General features: G+C 72.5%; 15 protein-coding genes. 9 read left to right on the top strand and 6 right to left on the bottom strand.

Translation table 11 applies throughout. The features are described 5' to 3' along the window. Window positions 1-335: 335 nt before the first annotated feature. From MXD95_RS17750 to MXD95_RS17725, 6 genes are all read left to right on the top strand, one after another. Window positions 336-701, top strand: coding sequence for a hypothetical protein (locus tag MXD95_RS17750; RefSeq protein WP_250641771.1), 366 nt, complete (start codon window positions 336-338; stop codon window positions 699-701). A gap of 109 nt (window positions 702-810) precedes the next feature. Next, window positions 811-1218, top strand: a complete 408-nt coding sequence (locus MXD95_RS17745; RefSeq protein WP_250641770.1) for a hypothetical protein — start codon at window positions 811-813, stop codon at window positions 1216-1218. A gap of 108 nt (window positions 1219-1326) precedes the next feature. Further along, the gene (gene pepN / locus MXD95_RS17740; protein WP_250641769.1) at window positions 1327-4023 is read left to right on the top strand and encodes an aminopeptidase N; all 2697 of its coding nucleotides are present in this window, start codon (window positions 1327-1329) and stop codon (window positions 4021-4023) included. A gap of 412 nt (window positions 4024-4435) precedes the next feature. Continuing rightward, window positions 4436-5032, top strand: coding sequence for a DUF6529 family protein (locus MXD95_RS17735; protein WP_250641768.1), 597 nt, complete (start codon window positions 4436-4438; stop codon window positions 5030-5032). Between the two features lie 84 nt (window positions 5033-5116). Then, window positions 5117-5584 carry a Rieske (2Fe-2S) protein gene (locus MXD95_RS17730; RefSeq protein ID WP_250641767.1) on the top strand — a complete coding sequence of 156 codons (468 nt, stop codon included), beginning with the start codon at window positions 5117-5119 and terminating at the stop codon, window positions 5582-5584. Between the two features lie 62 nt (window positions 5585-5646). After that, the gene (locus MXD95_RS17725) at window positions 5647-6234 is read left to right on the top strand and encodes an FHA domain-containing protein (protein ID WP_250641766.1); all 588 of its coding nucleotides are present in this window, start codon (window positions 5647-5649) and stop codon (window positions 6232-6234) included. 18 nt (window positions 6235-6252) lie between these two features. On the opposite strand, the gene MXD95_RS17720 is transcribed toward MXD95_RS17725, so the two are convergent. The 3 genes from MXD95_RS17720 to MXD95_RS17710 all read right to left on the bottom strand — a co-directional run bounded on the left by MXD95_RS17720 (window position 6253) and on the right by MXD95_RS17710 (window position 10656). Continuing rightward, a complete protein-coding gene (locus MXD95_RS17720; protein WP_250641765.1) occupies window positions 6253-6423 on the bottom strand; it encodes a hypothetical protein in 171 nt (56 codons plus the stop codon). 481 nt (window positions 6424-6904) lie between these two features. Continuing rightward, window positions 6905-9838 (bottom strand): HelD family protein, encoded by a 2934-nt coding sequence (locus MXD95_RS17715; protein WP_250641764.1) that lies wholly within the window; start codon window positions 9836-9838, stop codon window positions 6905-6907. Between the two features lie 158 nt (window positions 9839-9996). Then, a complete protein-coding gene (locus tag MXD95_RS17710) occupies window positions 9997-10656 on the bottom strand; it encodes an HhH-GDP family DNA glycosylase (RefSeq protein WP_250641763.1) in 660 nt (219 codons plus the stop codon). A gap of 421 nt (window positions 10657-11077) precedes the next feature. Between MXD95_RS17710 and MXD95_RS17705 the strand changes: the two genes are divergently transcribed. Further along, window positions 11078-12184, top strand: coding sequence for an Acg family FMN-binding oxidoreductase (locus tag MXD95_RS17705; RefSeq protein WP_250641762.1), 1107 nt, complete (start codon window positions 11078-11080; stop codon window positions 12182-12184). A 332-nt stretch (window positions 12185-12516) separates the two neighbouring features. Here MXD95_RS17705 and MXD95_RS17700 read toward each other — a convergent pair whose 3' ends face one another. Further along, entirely contained in the window at window positions 12517-14133 is a 1617-nt protein-coding gene (locus MXD95_RS17700; protein ID WP_250641761.1) for a hypothetical protein, read from the bottom strand. A gap of 566 nt (window positions 14134-14699) precedes the next feature. Between MXD95_RS17700 and MXD95_RS17695 the strand changes: the two genes are divergently transcribed. Further along, a complete protein-coding gene (locus MXD95_RS17695) occupies window positions 14700-17162 on the top strand; it encodes a protein kinase domain-containing protein (protein ID WP_250641760.1) in 2463 nt (820 codons plus the stop codon). A gap of 548 nt (window positions 17163-17710) precedes the next feature. Here the strand turns inward: MXD95_RS17695 and MXD95_RS17690 are convergent. Beyond that, window positions 17711-18667 carry a hypothetical protein gene (locus tag MXD95_RS17690; protein WP_250641759.1) on the bottom strand — a complete coding sequence of 319 codons (957 nt, stop codon included), beginning with the start codon at window positions 18665-18667 and terminating at the stop codon, window positions 17711-17713. A gap of 656 nt (window positions 18668-19323) precedes the next feature. Beyond that, window positions 19324-21882, bottom strand: coding sequence for an FHA domain-containing protein (locus tag MXD95_RS17685; RefSeq protein ID WP_250641758.1), 2559 nt, complete (start codon window positions 21880-21882; stop codon window positions 19324-19326). Window positions 21883-22500: 618 nt separating this feature from the next. Between MXD95_RS17685 and MXD95_RS17680 the strand changes: the two genes are divergently transcribed. Further along, window positions 22501-22738: hypothetical protein (locus MXD95_RS17680; protein ID WP_250641757.1), on the top strand; the 238-nt coding region annotated here is incomplete at its 3' end.

Here is a 22738-nt window from a genome sequence, read left to right as displayed (position 1 = left end):
GGTGGATGGTGCCGCACACGCCGCGCCGTCACACGCGCCACGCCCGCGGAGCTCGCCGCACACGTCGGGGCCCCGGGGGGGGGGGCCGCCCCCCCCCCCCCCCCCCCCCCCCCCCCCCCCCCCCCGGCCCGGCCCCCCCCCCCCCCCCCCACGGCAAGTCCTACCATCTGTAGTAACTCACCGGGGACGGCTCACCGACTCCCGGCAGAACGCCGGATGGCTCCGGCCCGCCAGTGACGACGGGGCGGGCCAGCGGTCCGGCGCGCGGGCGGCAGGGACCATGAGGGCGCGGGGAGGGCACGGATGCGGGCGGGCGTACCCGGGACGCGGAACAGATGATCGCTGGACTCCAGGCGGCGTCGATCGGCGCGACTCTCGCGGTCGCGCTGGCCTGCCTTCTGCAGGTGGTGCGGGACCGACCGGTCGGCGTGGGGCTGCTGGCCGGGGCCGGCGGATGCGAACTCGTCCTGCTCGCCCAGGTCGTCGCGGCGGTGGTGAAGCTCATCGGCGGCGAGCACGCCGACCAGCCGACCGTGTTCGTGCTCTACCTCATCGCCTCGGCGGTGGTCCTGCCGATCGGCGTGTGGTGGACGCTGGGCGAACGCTCGCGCTGGGGCAGCGCCGTGCTCGGCGTCGCGTTTCTCGCGGCCGCGATGATCGTCGTCCGACTTGGTCAGGTCTGGGAGGTCTCCGGTGGCTGACATCTCCGCAGGTGCGCAACCAAAGGCCGAGGGGCAGGCGTCCGCCGACCGGCCGCAGGGCCGACCCGGCCCCGGATCGCCCAATTCCGGATCGATGGATGCCGGATCGATGGATGCCGGATCGACCGGCACGGCGAGCGGTCCGGGTCGGATCCTGGTGACCGTCTACGCGATCTTCGCGGTGGCGGCCTGTTCCCGGTCCGCGGTCCAGATCTCCACCGAGTTCGACCACGCCCGGCTGGCGTACCTGCTCTCGGCCTTCGCCGCCGTGGTCTACGTGGTGGCGACGGTGGCGCTGACCCGCCGCGGGCCGCGCTGGCATCGGGTGGCGGTCGCCGCCTGCACGACGGAGCTCGCCGGCGTGCTCGCCGTCGGCACGGCCAGCGTCATCGACCGCGACGCCTTCCCCGACCAGGCCGTCTGGTCCACCTACGGCAGCGGATACCTGTTCATTCCGGTCATCCTGCCGATCCTCGGCCTGCTCTGGCTACGCCGCACCCGCCGACCCCGGGCCTGATCGGCAGCCGTCCGCCGCGCGGCGGCCCGAGGTGATGCCCGAGGTGATCCGCGCAGTGGAGAACCCATTCGTGACCAGGTGTGGGCGGCCATCTCGTAGGTTCGCGGTATGCACATCCTCACCCGGGCCGAGGCCGTCGCCCGCGCGCGGCTGCTGCGCGTCGACGGCTACGACATCGAGTTGGACCTGACGGCGGCCCGCACGTCGACGGAGTTCGACTCGACGACCCGGGTGCGGTTCAGCCTGCGCGCGCCGATCTCCGACGCCACGCTCACGGCCGCCCCGACCACCCCAGTGCCCCGCACCGACAGCGCCGTCGGCGACAGCAGTTTCGCCGAGATCAAGGCGGTCGAGTTCCACGAGCTGCGGCTGGACGGCCGGCGACTCGATCCGGCGGTGCTGGACGGCAACCGGATCCCGCTGGAGGGCCTCGGCGCCGCGGGCGAGCTCGTCGTGTCGGCCACGATGCGCTACTCCAACACCGGGGAGGGTCTGCACCGGTTCACCGACCCCGAGGACGGCGAGGTGTACCTGTACGCCCAGACGTTCCTCGACGACGCCCAGCGGATCTTCGCCTGTTTCGACCAGCCGGACCTCAAGGCGCCGGTGCGCCTCACCGTGCTCGCGCCGCCGGACTGGGTGGTACGCGCCAACGGCGCCGGACGGCAGACCGCGCCCGGGCGCTGGGAGTTCACCGAGACACCGCCGCTGGCGACCTACTTCGTCACCGTGGTCGCCGGGTCGTACCACCTCATCGAGGACAGCCACGACGGGATCCCACTCGGGCTGCTGTGTCGCCGTTCGCTCGCGCCGTACCTGCGGGCCGACGCCAACGAGATCTTCGAGGTGACGAAGGCGTGCCTGGACCGCTACCACGAACTGTTCGCCGACCGATACCCGTTCGGCACCTATGACCAGGCTTTCGTCCCCGAGTTCAACGCGGGGGCGATGGAGAACCCGGGCTGTGTGACCTTCCGTGACGAGTTCGTCTACCGCTCAGCGGTAACCGAAGCCGAACGTGAGCTGCGGGCCGTGGTCGTCGCGCACGAGATGGCCCACATGTGGTTCGGCGATCTTGTCACGATGCGCTGGTGGGACGACCTGTGGCTCAACGAGTCGTTCGCCGAGTACATGGGCTACCGGGTCACCGCCGAGGCGACCCGGTTCCGCGACGCCTGGACGAGCTTCGCCATCGGACGCAAGAGCTGGGGCTATGCCGCCGACCAACGGCCCTCCACCCATCCGGTCGCCCCGTCGGACGTCGCGGACACCGCCCTCGCCCTGCTGAACTTCGACGGCATCTCCTACGCCAAGGGCGCCTCGGTGCTGCGCCAGCTCGTCGCCTGGGTCGGTGACGAGGCGTTCTTCACCGGTCTGCGGGCCTACTTCACCCGGCACGCGTACGGCAACGCCTCCCTCGACGACCTGCTCGCCGCCCTGTCCTCGGCCAGCGGGCGTGATCTTTCCCGCTGGGCCACGGTCTGGCTGCGCCGCGAACAGGTCAACACGCTCACGCCCCGGGTCGACGTCGACGCGGCCGGCCGGTTCACCGCCGTCACCGTCCGTCAGACGGCTCCCCCGCGGTACCCGACCCTGCGCCCCCACCGGGTGGGCATCGGCATCTACGGCCCCTCGGCAGCTCCCGACACCGCGGGCTCGGTCGACACCGCCAGTTCGGCCGACACCGCCAGCTCGGCAGGAACCGATGGCTCGGCAGGAACCGATGGCTCCGCTGACCCTGCCTGGGCGTTCGTGCTGCTGCGCCGGGTGGAGGTCAACCTCGCGGCGGATGCCCCGGACGGCGACACCTCGGTCGTGGAGCTGGTCGGGACGCCCGCCGGGCGGCTGCTACTCGTCAACGACGGCGACCTGACCTATGCGAAGACCCGGTTCACCGCCGCCGACCTCGCGGCCCTCACCCAGGTGCTGCCGCGGATCACCGATCCACTGGCCCGGGCGATGATCTGGGCTGCCGCGGCCGACGCGACCCGGGACGCCGACTGGGCCGCCGCCCACTACCTGGACCTCGCGCAGGCCGCTCTGCCCGCCGAGAGACAGCTCGCCGTGTTCGAGGACGTACTGCGGTTCGCCCGGGTCACCGCACTCAACCGCTACCTGACGCCGCAGGCCCGCCCGGCCGTGGCCGCCCGCCTGCATGCGGTTTGCCGGCAGGTGCTCGCCGACGCCGCCGCCGGCAGCGGACGCCAGCTGTCCGCGGCCCGCGGCACCATCAGCCTCGCCGGGACGGGCGCCGCCGCCGAGCTCGCCGCCTGGCTTGACGGCCGGGACGTCCCCGACGGGCTGGTCGTCGACCCCGAACTGCGCTGGTCGCTGCTGCACCGGCTGGTCGTGCTCGATCACGCCGGTGAGCCGGAGATCATCGCCGAGGCTCAGCGGGACCGAAGCGCCCGCGCCGCCGAGAACGCCGCCCGCGCCCGCGCCGCGCTCGCGGACCCGGCGGCCAAGGCCCGCGCCTGGGACAGGATCATGCTCGATGACCAGACGTCCGCCCGGTTGATCGCGGCCAGCGCCGACGGATTCTGGCAGCCCGAACAGGACGAGCTCACCGCGAGCTACGTCGAGCGCTACTTCGAGCAGGTCACCGCGATGACCACCCGGCGCACCCCCCACGCGGCCCGCCAGACCGCCCATTGCGCCTACCCGCACTACGCCGTCTCGGCCCACACCACGCAGGCCGCCGACGCCCTGCTCGCCCGCGACGATCTCGGGCGTGTCCTGCGCCGCGTCGTCGTCGATGCCACCGACGAGCTCCGCCGCGCCATCGCCGCCCGCACGCTGGCCTGATCCTGGCCAGAACGAACCCGACGCCGCAATCCCTGTCGTCCCAGCGACGATCGGCACCGGACGCGGCGAGGCTGGGGCAATGTCGATGGAGCAACAAAGACCATTTCGGCACATCCGCCATGATCATCATGGTTATGATCCGCACAGCGACGCTCCACACCCTCACGGCGCGGCCGAGCCGGGACAGCCCGGCCGCCAGTGATCCAGGTGTGCCCCGGGCAGGGACAGCCCGGCCACCGGCAGACGGGATGACGGCCAGAGCAGCCCGAGCACGGCCGCGGGCGATGGGGGCGATGGGGGCGACGCGGTGCGGATCGTTCTGCACGGCGCGATGACGTGACTGGTGCCCGGCCCCGGCCGGGTGCCGACCGCAGCAGTGGGACAGGCCGCATCGGGAACAGAGGGGACGGGGATGACTGTCGGCGCACAGCCGTCGGGCACAGCACAGCCGTCGGCCAGGCCAGGAACAGGAACGCGGAGCGGGGCGGCGGCCGGGGTGCTGCTGCTCGGCGCGGGCGTCGCGGTGGCGCTGGGCGTGTACGCGAAGGCGCACGATCCGGCCGGGCGGCCGTTGTTCACCCTCGGGTTCTCCGGCACGCTGCCGATGAAGGCGTGGCTGACGACGGCGGCGCTGGTGTTCGTCCTGGTGCAGCTGGTCACGGCACTGTGGATGTGGGGCCGGCTGCCGGGCGCGGGGAAGGCGCCGGCGTGGGTGGGCCCGCTGCACCGCTGGAGCGGGACGACGGCGTTCGTGCTGACCCTGCCGGTCGCGTTCAGCTGCGTCTGGTCGCTGGGGTTCGCCGGCGGCGAGGCCCGCGTCGTCCTGCACGGTGTCGCCGGTTGCGCGTTCTACGGCGCCTACGCGGCGAAGATGCTGGGCCTGCGGGTCCGTGGGCTGCCCGGGTGGGCCTTGCCGGTACTGGGCTCCCTGGTGCTGGTCTGCCTCGTCGTCCTGTGGCTGACCGCCTCACTGTGGTTCTTCACCCAGTCCGGCATCCCCCATGTCTGACCCCGACCTGTCCGGCCACAGCCGGTTCGGCGCCGCGGACGTCGGCCCGCGCCCGTGCCGGCGCGCGAACATGAGGACGAAGCCATGACGAACGAGGCTCCGAGCCGGCGGGCGATCATGCCCGGCATCGTGGTCACCGTGGCCGGCGGCGCGGTCGGGTACGTCGTCGCCAGCAACAGTGACGCGGCGAAACCGGCAGCGACACCGGCCCGTTCGGGGACGCCGGCAGGCGCTGATACCGCTGCCGGCGGCACGGGCGGCGGCACGAGCGCCCTCGCACGGGTCGACGACGTCCCGGCCGACGGCGGGATGATCGTCGATGGCGCGGGCATCGTGCTCACCCGGAACGCCGCCGGCACGGTCCAGGGATTCTCGACGGTCTGCACCCATAAGGGCTGCAACGTGAACGCCGTCTCGGACGGCAAGATCCGCTGCCCCTGCCACGGCAGCGCGTTCGACACCCGCACCGGCCAGCCCGTCGCCGGCCCCGCGAAGGCCCCGCTGCCGTCCGTCCCGGTCACCGTCCGCGGCGGCGAGGTCTTCCCCGCCTGAACCGGCCCCGGCCACAGGTCCAGGTACAGAGGTCCAGGTACAGCTTCCGGAGAGGACACGCAGTGCAAGCGTTGCGGATCATCACCCCGTCCGGCGAGGCAGTGCTCCCGCCCGAACGTGACCACGTGATCGGGCGCGGCCGGGACTGCGACGTGGTCATCTCCGACGGCCGGGTCTCCCGCCACCACCTGCGCCTGGAGCCGACGGCGGACGGCTGGCTCGCCCGCGACATCAGCTCGAGCGGCATCTGGGTGGGCGGCTCGCGGACCAGCACCGTCGCGCTGCGCGACGGCGAGATCCGGGTCCACCTCGGCGCGACCGACGGCCCCCTCGTCACCCTCATCCCGCCGCCGCCACCTGCACCGCCCACCTCACCAGACGCCGGCCAGCATGCGGCGGCGGGCCCGAACGGCCCAGACCCTGCCGACCAGGAGACGATGCTCGCCGGCTCGGGAGCACCCGTCCCCATCCCGCCCACTCAACGGACCCACCCACCCACCCCCCCGCCGGAGGCGCCGGCGCCGGCGCGGGGTGGCACGCCGGGGAGACAGCGGTCGCCTGCCCTGGCCGGCTGGCTGCGGCTGCTGCCGACGCTGGTCTGGCTCGCCGCCGTCGGATTCTTCCTCGGCGCGCTGGTCGCGCTGAGCTAGGGCACGCCAGCACGGCGTTCAGCAGCGGTCCGAGGGGATCTCGAGGGTGCAGCCCCGGGCGAGGACGCGGCGGATCTCGATCTCGATCTCGCCGTCGCCGTCGCCGAACGACCGGAGCACCACCGAGTGGCGCAACGCCTCGGCGACCGTCGGAACCTCGGCGAGCACCGAGTCCGGCGGCCTGCCCATCATGAGGTAGCCGACATCCCGCCAGCCCCGCGGAAACTGCGCCGTGACCTGTGGGTCCAGATCGAGTCACGAATTCCTGCCGTCAGCCCTTTTCCGCAGCTTCGATTGGCCATTTCCGACATTTTTTACCTAGCGCGGATAGCCACCTTCGGCGACATCAGAGTTATGCCGGACCGACTACGAGGGCCGGTGGTGCACGGTGCCCCCCGCCGTCACCGTCGGCTCCGGTCGTCACGACCAGCGAGCCCTCTCCCCCACCGCCGACCCGCTACCCCCTCCCCGCTGCTGCGCGTGACGACGGATCGGCCCAGGAAGACCTTCATGTCGCTTCTACAGAGTTACGAAGGAACAAATCAGACACATTACCCAGTAGAAGCGACATCCCCACGCACCAGCAGCGCCACCGCCCCCGACAACCATCACGCACAGTGAGATTCACCGGGTGAACCCGGCAACGGGCCGGAGATCCACGGGAAGCACCCTAGGAGGTCACCACGGGCAGGTCAGGTTGGCTGGTGGGAGGGAGACCGTCGCGCAGGACCTCGGGGAGCTCGCCTGTGTGCACGACGCACAGGGAGCGGGTTGCCCGGGTCAGCGCGACGTAGAGGTCGGCCAGCCCGCGGGTCGGTTCGGTGAGCAGGTCCGCGGGCTCGACAAGGACCACCGCGTCGAACTCGAGGCCCTTGGTCTCGGCGACACTGAGCACGGCGACCGGTGCGTCGAGCGCGTTGCCGGCGACGCTGGTCGGGTCGATCGAGTCCGGGGCGACGGCGAGTTCCGGCATCAGCGCGATCAGCGCCGAACGTAGCGGCGCGACGTCACGTGGACGTGTGATGACGGCGACTCGGCCTGAGCCCTCGGCGACGGCCTCACCCTCGGAGACGGCGGAACTGTCGGAAACAGCGGCCCTCCCGGAAACGGCGGGGCCGGCGGGGCCGGCGGGGCCGGCGGAACTTTCGGACCTGCCGCGGAAGATGCCGATACGGATCGCCTCACGCTCGGCGGCGTGGGCGACGGCGGCGATGAGCTCCGCGGTCGGCTCCCCCGGGCGGGGCGGTCGCTCGGCGAGCAGTGGGCCGAGTCCAGTCACCTGGTCCACGTCCACCGCACCAGCCCGCACCACCGTGGGGCGGCGGCCCACGGAGCGCACCGAGACCGGAGTGGCGAGGTCCGCGTCCTGGGCGTGCAGGACCCGGGCGGCGACGTCCATGATCTCCTGGGGGGTGCGGTAGTTGACGGTCAGCCGCTCGATGGTGAAGCGGTCGTCGGCCACCGGGCCGAGCAGCTGCTGCCAGGTCGTCGGCGCACCGGGGCGGGCCGTCTGCGCGAGGTCGCCGACGAGTGTGGCGGTGCGGCCGGGGCACCGGCGCCACAGCAGCCGCCACAACATCGGCGAGATCTCCTGGGCCTCGTCGACGATGAGATGACCGAACGCCCAGCCGCGATCCGCACGGGCGTGCTCGGCGGCGCTGCGCCGGGCTCGCGGACCAGTCCAGCGTTCGGCGAGTGCGTCCGCGTCGACCTGGCCTTCCAGGCCCAGCATGTCGACGACACCGCGGGCGTACTCGCGTTCCTCGGCGCGTTCCCGCTCGGCCCGCCGGGCAGCTTCGAGGCCCGCCTCCTCGTCGGGATCACCGAGCAGCTCCGCTGCCTCGTCGAGCAGCGCGACGTCCGCCGGCGTCCACTGCCGTCCGATGTCCGACGCCTTGCGGCGGCCCCCGACAGGCGCGGTGTCAGCGGCTCTGCCCGGTTCGGGGCGTCCGCTGGGCCACGCCGCCCCTGGGCCAGTGGCATTGCGGCCGGCATCCGAGCCCGCGGCCGGGCGTGGACGGGGAATCCGCCCGGACGCGCCATCCCACTTCGGGGGAGACACACCGTCCTGCTCCGGGGCCGTCAACAGGTTCTGCGACGCGAAGAGGTCGTCGGCCATCCCCTCCACGTCGCCGAGACCGGCGGCGGATGCGGCACCGGCGCCAACGCCCGCTCTCGCTCCACCGCCGCCGGCAGCGGCTCCGGCGGCGGTACCGGCAGCCGGATCGGAGTGCGGCAGGGCGATCAGCAGCGCCCGCTCGGCGCGGGTGAGGCGATTGCCGGCGGCCTGGGCGAGCACGTCCGGGTCACGCAGCAGGTCGCCGACCAGCTGCTGCGGGGTCAGCAACGGCCACAGCTCGTCGAGGGCGGGACGGATCACCTCGTCGGTCCACAGGTCGCCGGTGATCTGGCGGCGCTCGTCCGGGTCAAGCAGGCCGCCGGGGATCTGCCGGACGACCTGGGAGGTCAGCTCGGCGAGCAGTTCGCGCAGGAACACCCGGCGCGCGCCGTTGTGCGGGCGACGGCTGCGGCGGGCACGGGTGCGGGCCCGAGCGACCCGGTCCTGGGAGAGGCGCAGCTGCGCTCCGTCATAGGGCAGGACGAGGCCGCCGCGAGGCAGGCGCTGGCGGTCGCGGACGGCGGCGGCGATCACGTCCGCCATCCGAGGGTCGCCCTTGAGGGTGGCGACCTCGACCGGTTCGACACCGGTCGCGTCGACCCCGGGGAACAGCCGCGCCGGCGTCGCGAAGACCACACCGGTCTCCCCGAGGGACGGCAGGACCTGGTCGATGTACCGGAGGAACACCGGGCTCGGCCCGACGATCAGAACACCGGACTGGTCGAGCCTCGTCCGGTCGTTGTAGAGCAGATAGGCCGCGCGGTGCAGCGCGACGGCGGTCTTGCCGGTACCCGGGCCGCCATCGACCACCAGAATGCCGTTCGCCCGGGCCCGGATCACCCGGTCCTGCTCGGCCTGCAACGTGGCGATGATGTCGTGCATCCGGCCGGTACGCGGCGCGGACAGCGCCTCGAGCAACACCGTGTCCCCGGAGGGGACCATGCCGTCCCCGGATGTGACGTCGCCGGATGCCGCCGTCACGTCGCCGCCGGCGGCCGTGCCGTTGCCGTTGCCGCTGCCCCTCGCGACCGTCGCCACCGGGGCGGTGCTCAGCGGGTCGTCGGCGATGCCGGTGACCTCCCGGCCGCGGGTGCGTAGATGACGGCGGCGGATCAGCCCGTGCGGATCGGCCAGGGTCGCCCGGTAGAAGGCGGTGGCGACCGGGGCCCGCCAGTCGACGAGGATCGGCTCCTGCTCGTCGTCGGACAGGCCGATCCGCCCGATGTAGGTACGCCGCCCGTCGGTATGGTCCATCGCGCCGAAGCAGAGCCGCCCCTCCGCGGCGTCCAGGCGGGCGAGACGGTCGGCGTGCGCGGCGGCGAACACCTCCCGTTCGACCACCGACTGCGGGGTGCCGGTACCGACCGCGAGCAGCACACCGCGCAGCTGGTCGCGGGTGATCTGACGGACCTCGTCGAGCCGGGTGTAGAGCCAGTCCAGGTAGGCCTGCTCCCGGGCCCGTTCCACATCCTGCATGGTCCGCACCGACACTCCCTTCCCCGCGGCCGCCTCCCGGCCCCCGTCTGGGACGGCCGCTCGTCTCGCCCAGGGGAAGGCGCACCACCCAGGCGAAGGTTGGACGTGCGGACGTCAACCGCTCCAGGTTACGGATCGCGGCGCACGGGGCGACGCGGGCGGGCCGGTCAGGGCCTCCCCGACGCCGACTCGCGCAGGTCTGTGACGTCATGCTCCTGCTGGACCCGCACCAGGGCGGCGACCAGGCGCGGCAGATCCTCCCGGTCGACGAGGTCCGCCAGCTGGGTGGCACTGCTGGGCAGGCCGAGTTCGCCGGCGGTGCGCCGCACCCGCTCGTCCATGTAGGGGACGAGCTCATCCCAGCCGGCCTGGGCCTCGCGCAGGAAGATGTCGGCGCCTACCGGGCCGATTCCCTTGATCCGCTGCAACAGCGCCCGTTCCTGGTCCGGCGAGCAGTCGGCGGCCCGCCGCAGGCCGCGGATGTCCCCGTCGTAGGCGTCGGACAGATAGCGGCAGGCATCCTCGAGCTGGCGGGAGGTGCTCTCGTCGTAGCGGGCGTAGCCGTTGCGGTTGAGCACCCTGGTCCGCTCGGCCCAGGTCGCCTCGGCCATCGACGCGGCGTCGGTCCAGCCGGCGTCCAGCAGTGCCCGGCAGGCCGTGACGGCGGCCGACGTGCGGATCCGTGCGCCGGCGAGCAGCGCGAAGACGGTCAGGGCGAACATCGCCTCGGCCGTGTCAGCGGGCACGTCGGCACCGATCTCGTCGGCGAAGGTGCGCCCGTGCCGGTCGAGCAGCTCTACGACCACCGCCTCGGTGTCAGTTGCCATGCCGTAGGGCTACCCGCACGAGCGGACCGTGACTCCGGCTCCGGCACGACCGGGGTTCACCGACGCCCCACAGATGCCACGACAGCGGCCAGGCCAGACGCCGGTCGGGGTGCCGGGCGGGTGCCGGGCGGCCCTGCGGCGACGGCCGACGGTCCCCGTCCGCAGGATCCGATCGGCGCATGCCGAGACCGCCGCGCCTCCCGCAGGCTGGACCAGGTGCCTCCATCAGGTGCCTACATCAGGTACGAGGAGAGGGGAGGCTGACATGTCCACCGAAGCTGCACAGTCCGTGCCGCGCTCGCCCGCGGCGTCACCGCGGACGGCGCCATCCCCAGATGCGACAACATCCCCAGATGCGACAACATCCTCAGATGCGACGCCGGCCCCAGCGGCGGCCCTGACCCCTGAGCTGGTGCGGACGGTGGTCACGGCGGCCGTCGCGGCCCCATCCATCCACAACACCCAGCCCTGGCTGTGGGATTTCGACGCGGCCGCGGCGCTCGACGAGGAGCAGCGCCGCGAGGGAACTCTGACGCTTCGGGCGGATGCCGCTCGCCAGCTTTCCGTGGTCGACCCCGAGGGCCGCCAGCTTGTGCTGAGCTGCGGCGCGGCGCTGTTCAACGCCCGGCTCACCCTGCGCCTGCACGGTCTCGACCCGCGGGTCGAGGTGTTTCCCGACGGTGACGACCGGCGGACCATGCCGCTGGCCAGGATCACGGTCCGCGGACGACGGCCAGCGCAGGAACGCGAGCGGGAACTCGCCCTGGCCATCGCGCGCCGGCATACTGACCGTCGTCCGTTCGACCCACGGCCGGTCCCGGCCGACGCCGTCCACCGCCTGCGCGTCGCCGCCGAGGAACAGGGTGCCTGGCTGCTCGCACCGACCGATCCCGACCTGCGGATCCAGGTTGCCGTCCTGCTCTCGCGGGCGGACTGGATCGAGCGGCACAATGCCGCCTACCAGGCGGAGGTGGCCGCCTGGAGCCGTGCCCCGGCGTCGCCGTCGGCACCGGCGTCGGACGGCTTGCCCCGCGGCGCCGTCGAGCCGGCCGACGCCCCACGCCAGTCCGAGTTTCCGCTCCGCAGCTTCTCACCAGGCAGCCTCTCCCCAGGCAGCCCTGGCCCCCGCCTCGCCGAGGAGCTCGGTGTCACCGCGGAGCCAGGTGCCGCGACCGAGGCAGGTGGCGTGGTCGAGGCAGGTGGCGTGGTCGAGCGGCCCGGCATCCTGCTCATCGGCACCGACGCGGACACCGTCGCCGATCGGCTGCGCGCGGGTGAGGCGATGCAGCGGGTGCTGCTCACCGCCACCGTGCTGGGGCTCGCCACGTCCCCGATGTCGCAGGCGATCGACATGGAGGGGCTGCGCGAGAAGTTCCGGGGCGCCACCGGCGGCCTCGGCCACGTCCAGATGATCCTCCGGGTCGGCTATCCGCACTCGGACGTCCCGCCGACGGCCAGGACGCCACGGCGAGACGTGGACGAGGTCCTGCGCATCGCCGACGGCGCCGGCCCGCGGCCCCATCAGTAGCCGAAGGCCACCAGCCGTCAGAAGCCCATGGCTGCGCGAGACCGGAGTCGTCGGAAGGGGCGGATCGGGAAGGGCGGATCGGAAAGCCAAACCCAGGAAATCGCCAGAAAGCCGCCGAGATACGGGGTTTCCTCGGCGAGTCGCCGGTTTGATCCAGGTGACCGGGGCGGCTGCGGCTGGCACGGGGCGTTCGGGGGCGCCCCTCGGCGGCCGGCCCGGTCCCGGTCTCGGGGGGCCGGCTGGGGGATGGGGAGCGGGGGACGAGGGACCCGCGGGCGCCCTGGGGACGCGCCCGCGGGTTTCCGCCCGTTCAGGCAAGCCGGTGGTGGGGCTCAGGCCGCCGGGCCCGGCGTGGTGTAGGCGACACTCGCGAAGCTGTCAGCCGGCTGGCCCGCGGCGTTGACGCAGCGGACCGTGACGATGACCGGCGGCGCGGCCGTGCCGTCGGAGGGTGACGGGAACGTCGCCGCGCCCCCGGAGGCGGAGCAGCGGGCGGTGGGCTCGCCGTAGGGGGTCACCGCCACCAGCCCCGGCATGTTCGCGACGCCAGGAAAGATCACCTCGTACTGGCCGACCTCCAGGCGACGGACCTGGTTCGTCGCGCCGGTGCTGTTGGCCGAATACCAGCCCCAGGCGTTCACCGCTGGTCCGATCGGCGGCTGCTGGGCCGGCCCGCCCTGCACGGTGATGCCGGTGAAGGCGTGCCCGAAGGCCACCGCGTCGGTCGGGATCAGGGCGTGGCCGCTGGTGTAGAGCAGCACGAACCGGCTGTCCGTCCAGGTGGCGCCGCGGGCGCAGCCGACGAACACCGACTGCCGGTCCTTCTCAACCACCCGGCCGAGCGCGTTGCAGCCCACCGGACCGTCCCCGATCGCGTTGACCTGCAGGTTGTTGCCGTTGCGCGCGAACGCCGGGCCCACCAGGTCGATCGTGTAGTGCCCCGCGCCCACCCGGCGGACCTGGATCGTCCCCGGCCCGCTCACGCTGTACTCGTCCACCGGCCGCGAGGTCGATGCGGACGCGTCGTCCAACCGCAGGTAGGCGTAGGCGTCGTGCACCGGCCCCGGCGTTATGGGCGACCCCGCCACGGGGGCTCCGGCCGGCCGGGAAGGTGGCGGTGTGGCCGCCGACTGGGGTGCGGCCGCCGACTGGGGTGCGGCCGCCGACTGGGGTGCGGCCGCCGACTGGGATGGCGCTGGCGGCTGGGACACGGCCGTCGAGGCCGGGAGGGCTGCCGGCCGCGAAGCCGAAGCCGAAGCCGCTGGCGTCGCGGGACCTGGATAGGGGGAGAAGGTGAACATGACGGTGAAGGCGGAGTCCGCTGGGACGCCGCCGGCGTCGCGGCAGCCGAGGTCGACCTGTTCGGCCGTGTCCGCCGCCCCCCAGCGCACCACGTGGCAGGAGAGGACCGGGGAGGGATGGACCAGGGTGGCCACCGCATCCCCCGCGGGGTCCAGCGCCGTGGCCAGCGGAATCCCGCGCCCGCTGCGCACCGCGATGCCCGGGAACGTCACCCGATAACTCCCGGTCCCCCGCCGCACGACCGTGACCCGGGCGGACCTGTTCGCCTCGCCGGATCCGAGGAAGCTGTGGGCACTCGCCGTCACCGGGACCTCGGTCGACTCGCCGATCCTGGCGTTCGCCGTCGTGACGCGGGCGAATCCCCAGACCGCGGCCCGCGGGTCGCCGGGTACGGCGGTACCGGTGGCAGCCGGTTCGGCGCCGTCCCGGGAACCGTTGCCGTTCGTACCGCCCGCGCCACCGTTGCCACCGTTGCCATTGCCGCCGCCATCGGTGCTGCCGGAACATGCCGCGAGGACGAGCAGCACCGCCGCGCAGACCAGCGCCGCTGCCGCCCGAACACCACGCGCTGGCGGGCGACGCGCCGGGCCGATCGCCGTACGGCGCCGGACGTCCACCGCCGCGAGCTTCCCGGGGCCGGCTGCCACACGGGACACTGTGCCAGCTGCCGGGCGGGCCACAGGGTCAGCTGCCACGCGGGACGGTGAGCCGTCTGCCGCGCCCGTCACGGGCGGGCTGCCGTACGCGTTGCGGGGCGGGTTGCCGTCCCTACCATCGAGGTGACTCCAAGGGCCGTCGGCGGACTGTGGATTACTGCGGACCGTGCCCGGCTCCGTCGCCCACCAGACTGGCCGGGCTCGTCAGCGTCCGGTTCGGCGCGGCCGGTCGCCGTCCGGACCCGAAACGGGTCGAGCGAGGATTCGTCCGGATGCGGTTCGCGGTCGACGATCGCACAGGATCCGCCGGCCAGGCGCGGCGGGAGGCGGCGGACCCCTGTCTTTCCGATGACAGGGGAAATGTCCACAGGCCCCGCCCTGATGTATCGGAGACGAGCAAACCTCCCCTAAGATTTTCCTCAGGTGAACCGCCGGTCGGCGGCTCGGGACACGGTGATCGATCAGGGGTCGGTGCGGGATGCCGGCGGGGGCGCTGCGGCGCTATGGGCTCTCCCGCTGCCGGCTACCGGCACGCGGCAGGCAGGGGAACTGAGGCGATGGCGTCATCGGATGCTGACGTGGCGGCACGCACGGCCCCTCTCGAGGCGGACGATCCACGCCAGCTCGGGTCGTACCGCCTGCTCGGGCAGCTCGGCAAGGGCGGCATGGGCAAGGTCTACCTGGGCCGCTCATCCCGCGGCCGGCTCGTCGCTATCAAGGTGATTCGCACCGAGGCGGTCGGCAACCCCGAGTTCCGCGCGCGGTTCCGGCTCGAGGCCGAGACCGCACGCCGTGTCGCCCGGGTCTGCACCGCCGAGGTCCTCGACGCCGACCCGGACGCCGAGTGGCCGTACATCGTCACCGAGTTCATCGAGGGCGAGACGCTCTCCCGCTACGTGCAGCGCAATGGCCCGCTCGCGGACGCGAACCTCGAGCAGCTCGCTGTCGGCGTCGCCGCGGCGCTCACCGCTATCCACAGCGCCGGGATCATCCACCGCGACCTCAAGCCCGCCAACGTCATCCTCTCCCCCTTCGGCCCGCGGGTGATCGACTTCGGCATCGCCCGCACCGCCGACGAGGGCAGCGGCCTGACCGGCGACCTCCAGCAGCTCGGCACCCCCGCGTTCATGTCCCCCGAGCAGATCGAGAGCCGCCCGATCACCTCCGCGGTGGACGTCTGGGCCTGGGGTGGCCTGGTCGCCTTCGCCGCCACCGGCCACTACCCGTTCGGCGCGGGCTCGGCGCAGGTGCTGCTCTACCGCGCCCTGCACGAGGATCCGCGCCTCGACGACGTCGACCCGGCCCTGCGCCCCATCGTCTGGCTCGCGATGCGCAAGGACCCGGCCGGCCGTCCCACCGCCCAGCAGCTCATGCTCCGCCTGCTCGGCGACCCGTCCAGCTCCAACCCGGACGCCGTCGCCGCGGTCAACCCCGAGGACGTCACCAACGTCCTGCAGGGCTGGCAGATGCCCACCCCGGGCCCCGGCGGCACGGCTGGAGTGAGCGGCGCCGCCGGAGTCACCGGCCCCACCTCCTACGCCGGCGCCCCGCATACCGGATCCAGCTCGGGTGGCAGCTCGGGCCGGGGAGCCGGCCCGGGAACCGGTACCGCCTCCGGCTACACCGCCGGGCCGGACGACCCCACCCGCCTGCCGAACTCCGGCACGGGTGCGGGTGCGGGCGGCGGGGGCGGGGGCGGGGGCGGCCTAGGCTACGTGGGCGGTTCAGGTTATGCGGGCGGCCCAGGGTATTCGGCGAGCGGCGCCGGAACTGCCAGCGCCTCTGGTGGCAGCCCGGGCGGAACCGTCGGCGGCCAGTCCCCCACCAGGGTCGGCAGCTCGGACCCGGGCATCGCCCCCGGCGGCCCGGGTCACGGTCCGGGAGGGCCCGGGTCCGCACCCGGCGAGCTGGGCTCGCCGCCGCCCGGCCGCGGCAAGCGGCCAACCCGGACGCCACTTCTCGTCGGCGGCGCCGTGGTCCTCGTCGGCGCGATCATCGCCACCGTCCTGGCCCTGAACTCCGGCGGCAAGGACGACACCACCTCAACCGCCACCGGCGGCTCCTCCGCCAAGCCGACCGCCGCGGCCACGAGCGCGCTGCCCGAGTCCGCCCAGCCCCTGGGAGCCGACCGGATCGTGTTCACGGCGAAGAAGAACGGCAACTACGACCTGTTCACCGCCGCCGTCCCCACCGGCACCGGCGAGGTCAGCGGCCAGACCCAGATCACCTCCGACCCTGGCAACGAGATCCTCCCCGTCATCCGGCCCGACCGGAAGACAGTCGTCTACTTCGTCAAGGGCTCCGACGGGCGCAACCGGTACACGGCCATCGCCGCAGACGGCAAGGGCAAGCCCGTCCCGTTGTTCACTGTCGGCGAGGCCGCCAACCTCACCATCCCCGATGACTCCCGCCCCTCCTTCTCGGCCGACGGCGGCTCCCTGGTCACCCGCTCCACCACCAACGCCGCAGGCAATGCCATGCCCGGCCTCTACCTCGTCAACCTGAGGACCTCCAAGGTCACCCGCATCGAGAAGGCTGCGCGCCAGGCGACCGACCCGGCCCTGTCGCCCAGCGGCGACACGATCGTCTACTGGGCGAACCAGTCAGGCGGCACTCGGGGCTTCATCGTCACCATTGGTGTGGAGGCCGGCGCCCAGCCGGCCCGGCTCACCGAAGGCCAGGGCAACGGCGACTCGGACCCGGTGTGGTCGCCGGACGGCAGCAAGATCATTTTTACTCGGGCGACACCGGCGGGCAGCACGGATCTCGAGCTGTTCGAGATGAACTCCGACGGCAACGGGGTCACCCAGCTGACCCACGGCGGCGGCCAGAACCAGGACCCGGCCTTCGCCCCGCAGGGCGACAACCGGATCGTCTACAGCGCTGAACGTCCAGCCGCGGGCGGGACGGGCACGGACAAGCAGCTGCGCGTCCTCAACCCACAGAACCCCGCGGATTCCGACCACCCGATCACCACTGGCGGCGACCTACCCGCCCACGCCCGCTGGAACAGCGGCTGACCCGGCAGCTCGAGCAGCCCGCCGCAGCGGGAAGCCATCCACAGGCAGTACGGCGGTGACCGCGCTCGTCCCCGACCGCGCTCATTCCTGACCGCGCTCGTCCCTGGCCACACTCGTCCCTTACCGCGCCTGCACGTCCCTGGCCGCGCTCGTCCCCGGCCCATCCGCCACTTCTGGTGCGCCGTCCCCCAACGCGTGAGCCCCCCGTACACCTGCCCCCAAGGTCACCCCATGTAGCGCTCTAGGCCAGCCATCCGCCCGTCGGGGCGTTCTGGTAGGACAAATCGGGCACGAACCCGGAAACTACGACCACCGTTGTCCCTTTGAATCCGGCAGCCTGCGGCTCACCGTCACGTATGGTGATTGCCGCCCGCCCGCCCGGCCCGCCTGGGCTGGCCGCCCGGACTGGCCGTCTTGGTCGGCCTGGCCGACCCGGCCGACCTCGCTGCCCCGGCCGACCTCGCTGCCCCGGCCGACCTGGCAGCCGCGGCCGACCTGGCTGCCCCGGCCGGCCTGGCCGCTGCGCGAGCCCTGCTGGCTTCGGGGAGTCAGGGCGACTCGCTCGGTCGGGGACGGTGCCGGGAATCGGCATTGGCCAGGGCGTGGCGGATGGTGGCAATCAGGCGTCGGGCAGCCGGCGAGCCGGGCGTGGCGTCCGCCCAGGTGCCACGCAGGACCATCCAGCCGATGCGTTGAAGTTCGTTCTGGCGACGCCGGTCGTGGAACAGGGCTTGGGGCTCGCTGTGGGGGCCGATGCCGTCCGCCTCGATGGCCAGGTGGGCAGCCGGCCAGGCGAAGTCGAGCCGGCCAAGGATCTTCCTGGTCTCCGGGTCCCGAACCGTCCACTGGGTCTCGACGGGGAGCAGGCCCGCATCGATGAACAGCAGGCGCAGTCGGGTTTCCAGCGGGGACTCCGCTCGTCCATCGATCATCGGCCACCAGGAGGCGGCATGGCCCGCGCCGGGGCGGTTCGCCAGTCGGCGGCGGAGAGCCGACAGATCGGCCTCGGCGAGACTCCCCGCATACACCATTGCATCGATCACAGCGATGAAGACGTCCCGTCCGACGAGCAGCGCCACATCCTCGAGGGTGCGCGGTATGGAGCTGACCCGCAGGCCACGGATGTCCACGATCTCCTCAGGGGCGAGCAGCACCGGATGCCGGTGGTAGCCATGCCTGCGCCGCCTGCGGTCGGCGCTGGGTATCGCCAGATCGACCGGCTCGCCAGGTTCGTGGCGTGGAAGCCCGGGCAAACCGTGTAGCTGGGCAGCGGCCAGACCGATGAGCGTCCCGCCGACGACGAGCTGCGCTGCCCGGGCGTGGGCCCGTATCTCGTCCCGGACCGGACCGACAATCATCGCCCCACGGATCGGCGACCGCCCACCACGTAGCCGGCGCCGGTGGATGGCCTGGTCAGTCAGCCCAAGCTCCCGGGCCTGCCGGCGGGTGACGACATCATCCTGTCGCCGGGCAAGTGCGGTCAGCTCACGGTTGTCCTGATCCATCCTGTGAGTCTGCGGGCCGCGGGCTCACCTGCGAGGCCCGCTCGCCATGTCTGTGGACGACCCGGCGGCCTGTGCATAACTGTGCCACCACACTGACCCCAGACCTGGGCTACGCCGCAACGGTGCGGGCTGGGCAGAGGCGGAGGCATGCAGGGCCAAGCAGAGCAGCGCCAGACGGAGCCAACCAAGACAAGCCGGCGCCACACAGACCCTGACGGACCCTGACAGACCAGGCCAAAGTAGGGTCGCGGCCACACGGAGCCAGACGGCCCAAGCGGGCCGAGACGGAGCCCAGCAGGACGGGGTTGGGTGGATTATCGCTGTGCGTCACCGCTTCCGGGGCAGGGGTGCGATTCAGAGGGACCACCGTGGTTCTAGTTGCCGGTTTCGTGTCCGGTTTGCCCTACCAAAGCGACCCGTCACCCCACTACGATCCAGCCCACCCGCTACAGGAGGTGACAGCGGGCGGCCCAGGTGGCGGATAGCGATCGACTCGCCACGCACGGCACCAGGGCACGGTGCCAGGGCACGGTGCCGGGTGGCTTCAGGGTGCGGGAGCTGGGGGAAAAGAAAAGGAGCGCGCTACGCGCGCGCTCCTTTTTCGGGGGAGCTGGAGCGGAGCCGCGCTGCGCGCGGCACTGCTGCTTTCCTGTGAGTCAGCGCGGAGGGGCGCCGGCGGGGGTGGTGGGGGCGCGTTTGACGGTTTTGGGGTCCATGCGGCGGATGAGGATGGAGGCGATGATGATGCAGACGAGGCCGACCGCTATGCCGGCGGCGATGTCGGTGGTGTAGGTGGCGACGGTGTGCTGCCAGGTGGGGTCGACGACGACTTTCGGGTTGATCTTCTTCGTCGGGTCGTCTGGGCGGACGACGCCGGCGAGGCTGATCCGGTTGAGGTCACCGACCGAGGCCATGGAGGCGAAGCCCCAGCGGGCGGGCGCGATGTAGGCGACCTGCTCGAGGCCCACGGTGCCGTGGACGGGCACGATGCCGCCCGAGAAGATCAGCTGGCCCATGGTGAGCAGGACCAGCAGCGGCATCGTCTTGTCGGCGTTGTCGACCATGGCGGAGATCAGCAGGCCGAGCATGGCCGAGGCGAGCGAGACGACGATCACCGCGAGCAGCATGGCGAGCAGCGAGTTACCCAGGATCAGGTTCGAATTCGGTGTTCGTCCGGCCAGGCCGATCAGCGTGAAGGGGATCGCCTGCGCGACGGTGATGAGCGCCAGGACGAGGACCTTCGAGCCGACGTACGCCGTTCGGGAGAGGCCGATGGCTCTCTCCCGGCGATAGATCGCCCGTTCCTTCACGATTTCGCGGACGGAGTTCGCCATGCCCATGAAGCAGGCACAGAGCACCATGATCAGCAGGATCGTGGGGCCGTCCGAGTTGGGCGAGAACTGTTTGGCCTGTTCGGCGGTGAGTTCGAAGTTTCCGCCGATGGCGCGCGGAATGAGGCCCAGCAGGAACGGGAAGGCGATGATCAGGCGCAAATAGGACTTGTCCGAGGCGACGACCGCCATCGTTCTTCGGCTCAGCGTCACCAGCTGCGACGCCACGGACTGCTGCCGCAGCGACGGCAGCTCCTCCGGCGCCGGGCGGGCCGACGGGGCGGTGATCGACGCCGGGACGTAGTAGCGCGAGTTACGGAAGCGCGCAGCCGACTCGGCACCGGGCGTCGCCTCGAGCTGGAGGAAGACGTCCGGGTAGTCGCGCTTGCCGAAGAAGCTCAGGGCGTCCTGCGGCGGACCGAAGTAGGCGACGTAGCCGCCGGGCGCGAGCACGAGGATGTAGTCGCACAGGTCGAGCTGGGCGACGCTGTGGGTGACCACGATGACGGTCCGGCCGTCGTCAGCGAGCTTGCGCAGCGACTCCATGACGTTCTTGTCCATGCCCGGGTCGAGACCGGAGGTCGGCTCGTCCAGGTAGAGCAGGGTCGGGCGGGTCAGGAGCTCGAGTGCCACCGAGGTCCGCTTGCGCTGGCCGCCGGACAGGCGGGAGACCTGCGTGTTCGCGTGCGCCTTGAGGCCGAGTTCGGCAAGCACCTCGTCCACGCGGGTGCGGCGCTCGGTCTTGGTGACGTCGGGCGGGAAGCGCAGCTCGGCACCGAACTCGAGCGCCTTGCGGACGGTCAGCGAGGTGTGCAGGAGGTCCTCCTGCGGCACGTAGCCGATCCGGCGGCGCAGTTCGTCGTACTCGGAGTAGAGGTCCCGGCCGGCGTAGCGAACGGTGCCCTTGTCCGCCGGGCGGAAGCCGGTGAGGGCGTTGAGCAGCGTCGACTTGCCGGCACCGGACGGCCCGACGACGCCGAGCAGCGCGCGGCCCGGCAGCTTGAACGTCATGTCGTGCATGAGCTGCTTCTGGCCGGCCCAGACGTTGAGCGCGTCGGCCTCGAAGCTGACGTCCCCGGAGTCGATGTACTCGACGAGCTGGTCGCCCTCGAGCTGGAAGATGTGGTGGCCGACGGCGATGACGTCGCCCTGGTTGAGGTTCGTCCGGTTGATCCGGCGGCCGTTGACGAACACGCCGTTCGCCGAGTCGAGGTCGGCGATCTGCACCCCGGAACGGCCGATGTAGAGCTCGGCGTGCCGGCGCGAGGCGAGCAGGTCGGTGATGACCACGTCGTTGTCGCGGGCTCGGCCGATCGACATCGTGCCCTGGCGCAGCCGGTAGGTGGTACGCCGTTCGTGCTCCTGTTCGAGGCTGGTGAGGCCGGCGGTACGCTCGCCGCGGCGGCGGTCGTCGTAGTCGTCGTAGTCGCGGCCGCGCTGCGCGGGGCTCGTCGGGCCCTGATGGGCGCGCGACGGCGGGCGGGAGCTGGCCCGCGGCGGGGTGTAGCCGGACGAGTTCGGCAGCATCGTCTGCATGTCGTAGCCGGCGTCGTAGGCGGGCTCGTCGATCGGCCCACGGCCCTGGGGGAACTCGGGGTGCACGACGACCTCGGGGCCGGTCGGCGTGCCCAGCCGCAGCCGCAGCTCGCCGTCGACGGCGACGGCCTCGGGCATGCGTTGCCCGTCCAGCCAGGTGCCGTTGGAGCTGATGTCGCGCACCACCCAGCCACCGGAGCCCTGCTCGAGCAGGAGGTGTCGGCGGGAGACCCGGCTGTCGGCGATGACGTAGTCGGCGGTCCGGGCACGGCCGATGATGAACTGGGCCTCCGCGGGCACCGTGGCCGCGCCTGCCTCAGTGACGACTCTCAGGAAGGTCGTCTGCACGTGTATCCCCCTTCGCGACGGGACTCTGGCCGGGATGCCCCGCCGAACTCCACCTTGTCACCCTGCAGCACGTTCGCACCCTGCAGCACGTTCTCACCCTGCAGCATGATCTCGCCCTGCAGAGCGCTGCCGCCCTCGTGGGCGCCGCCACCCGACCGGGCACCACCGCCCCGTCGACCAGCATCGCCCCGTCGACCAGCATCGTCTGAGCGGGTGCTGCCACCAGGCCAGACGCCACCATCGCATCGGGCGTTGCCACCCGTTCGAGCGCCATCACCCGTTCGGGCGTTGTCCTCCGTTTGGGCGTTGTCCTCCGTTCGCCGGAGCGTGGTGGCCCGCCGCACGCTCACGGGAGCTCACCGATCATGCCGGAGGTCCGATCGTAGCGTCGAGCAATGACCTTGATCCAACCCGGGTGACGGTTGACGGCACGTTGATCGGCGGTGCGTCGCCCACGCGCTTCGACCATTGTCGTGATCCCTCGATGTTCCGGTCGCCGGTTCGGAGCTGCCCGAAGGCCCGGTGCCGGTCTCCGGCGAGTCGCCCACGTGCCAGCGGGCGAAGCGTGCCGGCACGCGGCTCCCGTGCGGCACCCTATGAGAATGCCGGCCGACCGGCGTGCGCGGTGACATCTGTCGCCGATCCGACCTGGTCTCCAGCCGGCATGCGGCGGACACCCCACGATCCGCGGCCGGTCGATCTCCAGGGACACCGGCGGTCGGACCGGCCGCGCCCGACCAGACCACCAAAACGCCTGGCCGCAGCGGGGGGGGGGGGGGGGGGCGGGGCGGGGCGGGGGGGGGCGCCCCCCCCCCCCCCCCCCCGGGGCGGCGGGGCCCCCCCCCCCCCCCGCTCC

It is taken from the genome of Frankia sp. AiPa1, assembly GCF_023243075.1.
Taxonomy (GTDB): Bacteria; Actinomycetota; Actinomycetes; order Frankiales; family Frankiaceae; genus Frankia.
Note: the sequence above shows the minus strand (reverse complement) of the source record. Positions and strands in the feature narration are given on the sequence as shown.

Coding starts and splice junctions, on each gene's coding strand:
- MXD95_RS17720 (WP_250641765.1), bottom strand. CDS start 6,423: ATGGGCAGGCCGCCGGACTCGGTGCTCGCCGAGGTTCCGACGGTCGCC.
- MXD95_RS17750 (WP_250641771.1), top strand. CDS start 336: ATGATCGCTGGACTCCAGGCGGCGTCGATCGGCGCGACTCTCGCGGTC.
- MXD95_RS17710 (WP_250641763.1), bottom strand. CDS start 10,656: ATGGCAACTGACACCGAGGCGGTGGTCGTAGAGCTGCTCGACCGGCAC.
- MXD95_RS17690 (WP_250641759.1), bottom strand. CDS start 18,667: ATGGATCAGGACAACCGTGAGCTGACCGCACTTGCCCGGCGACAGGAT.
- MXD95_RS17735 (WP_250641768.1), top strand. CDS start 4,436: ATGACTGTCGGCGCACAGCCGTCGGGCACAGCACAGCCGTCGGCCAGG.
- MXD95_RS17730 (WP_250641767.1), top strand. CDS start 5,117: ATGACGAACGAGGCTCCGAGCCGGCGGGCGATCATGCCCGGCATCGTG.
- MXD95_RS17695 (WP_250641760.1), top strand. CDS start 14,700: ATGGCGTCATCGGATGCTGACGTGGCGGCACGCACGGCCCCTCTCGAG.
- MXD95_RS17745 (WP_250641770.1), top strand. CDS start 811: ATGGATGCCGGATCGACCGGCACGGCGAGCGGTCCGGGTCGGATCCTG.
- pepN (WP_250641769.1), top strand. CDS start 1,327: ATGCACATCCTCACCCGGGCCGAGGCCGTCGCCCGCGCGCGGCTGCTG.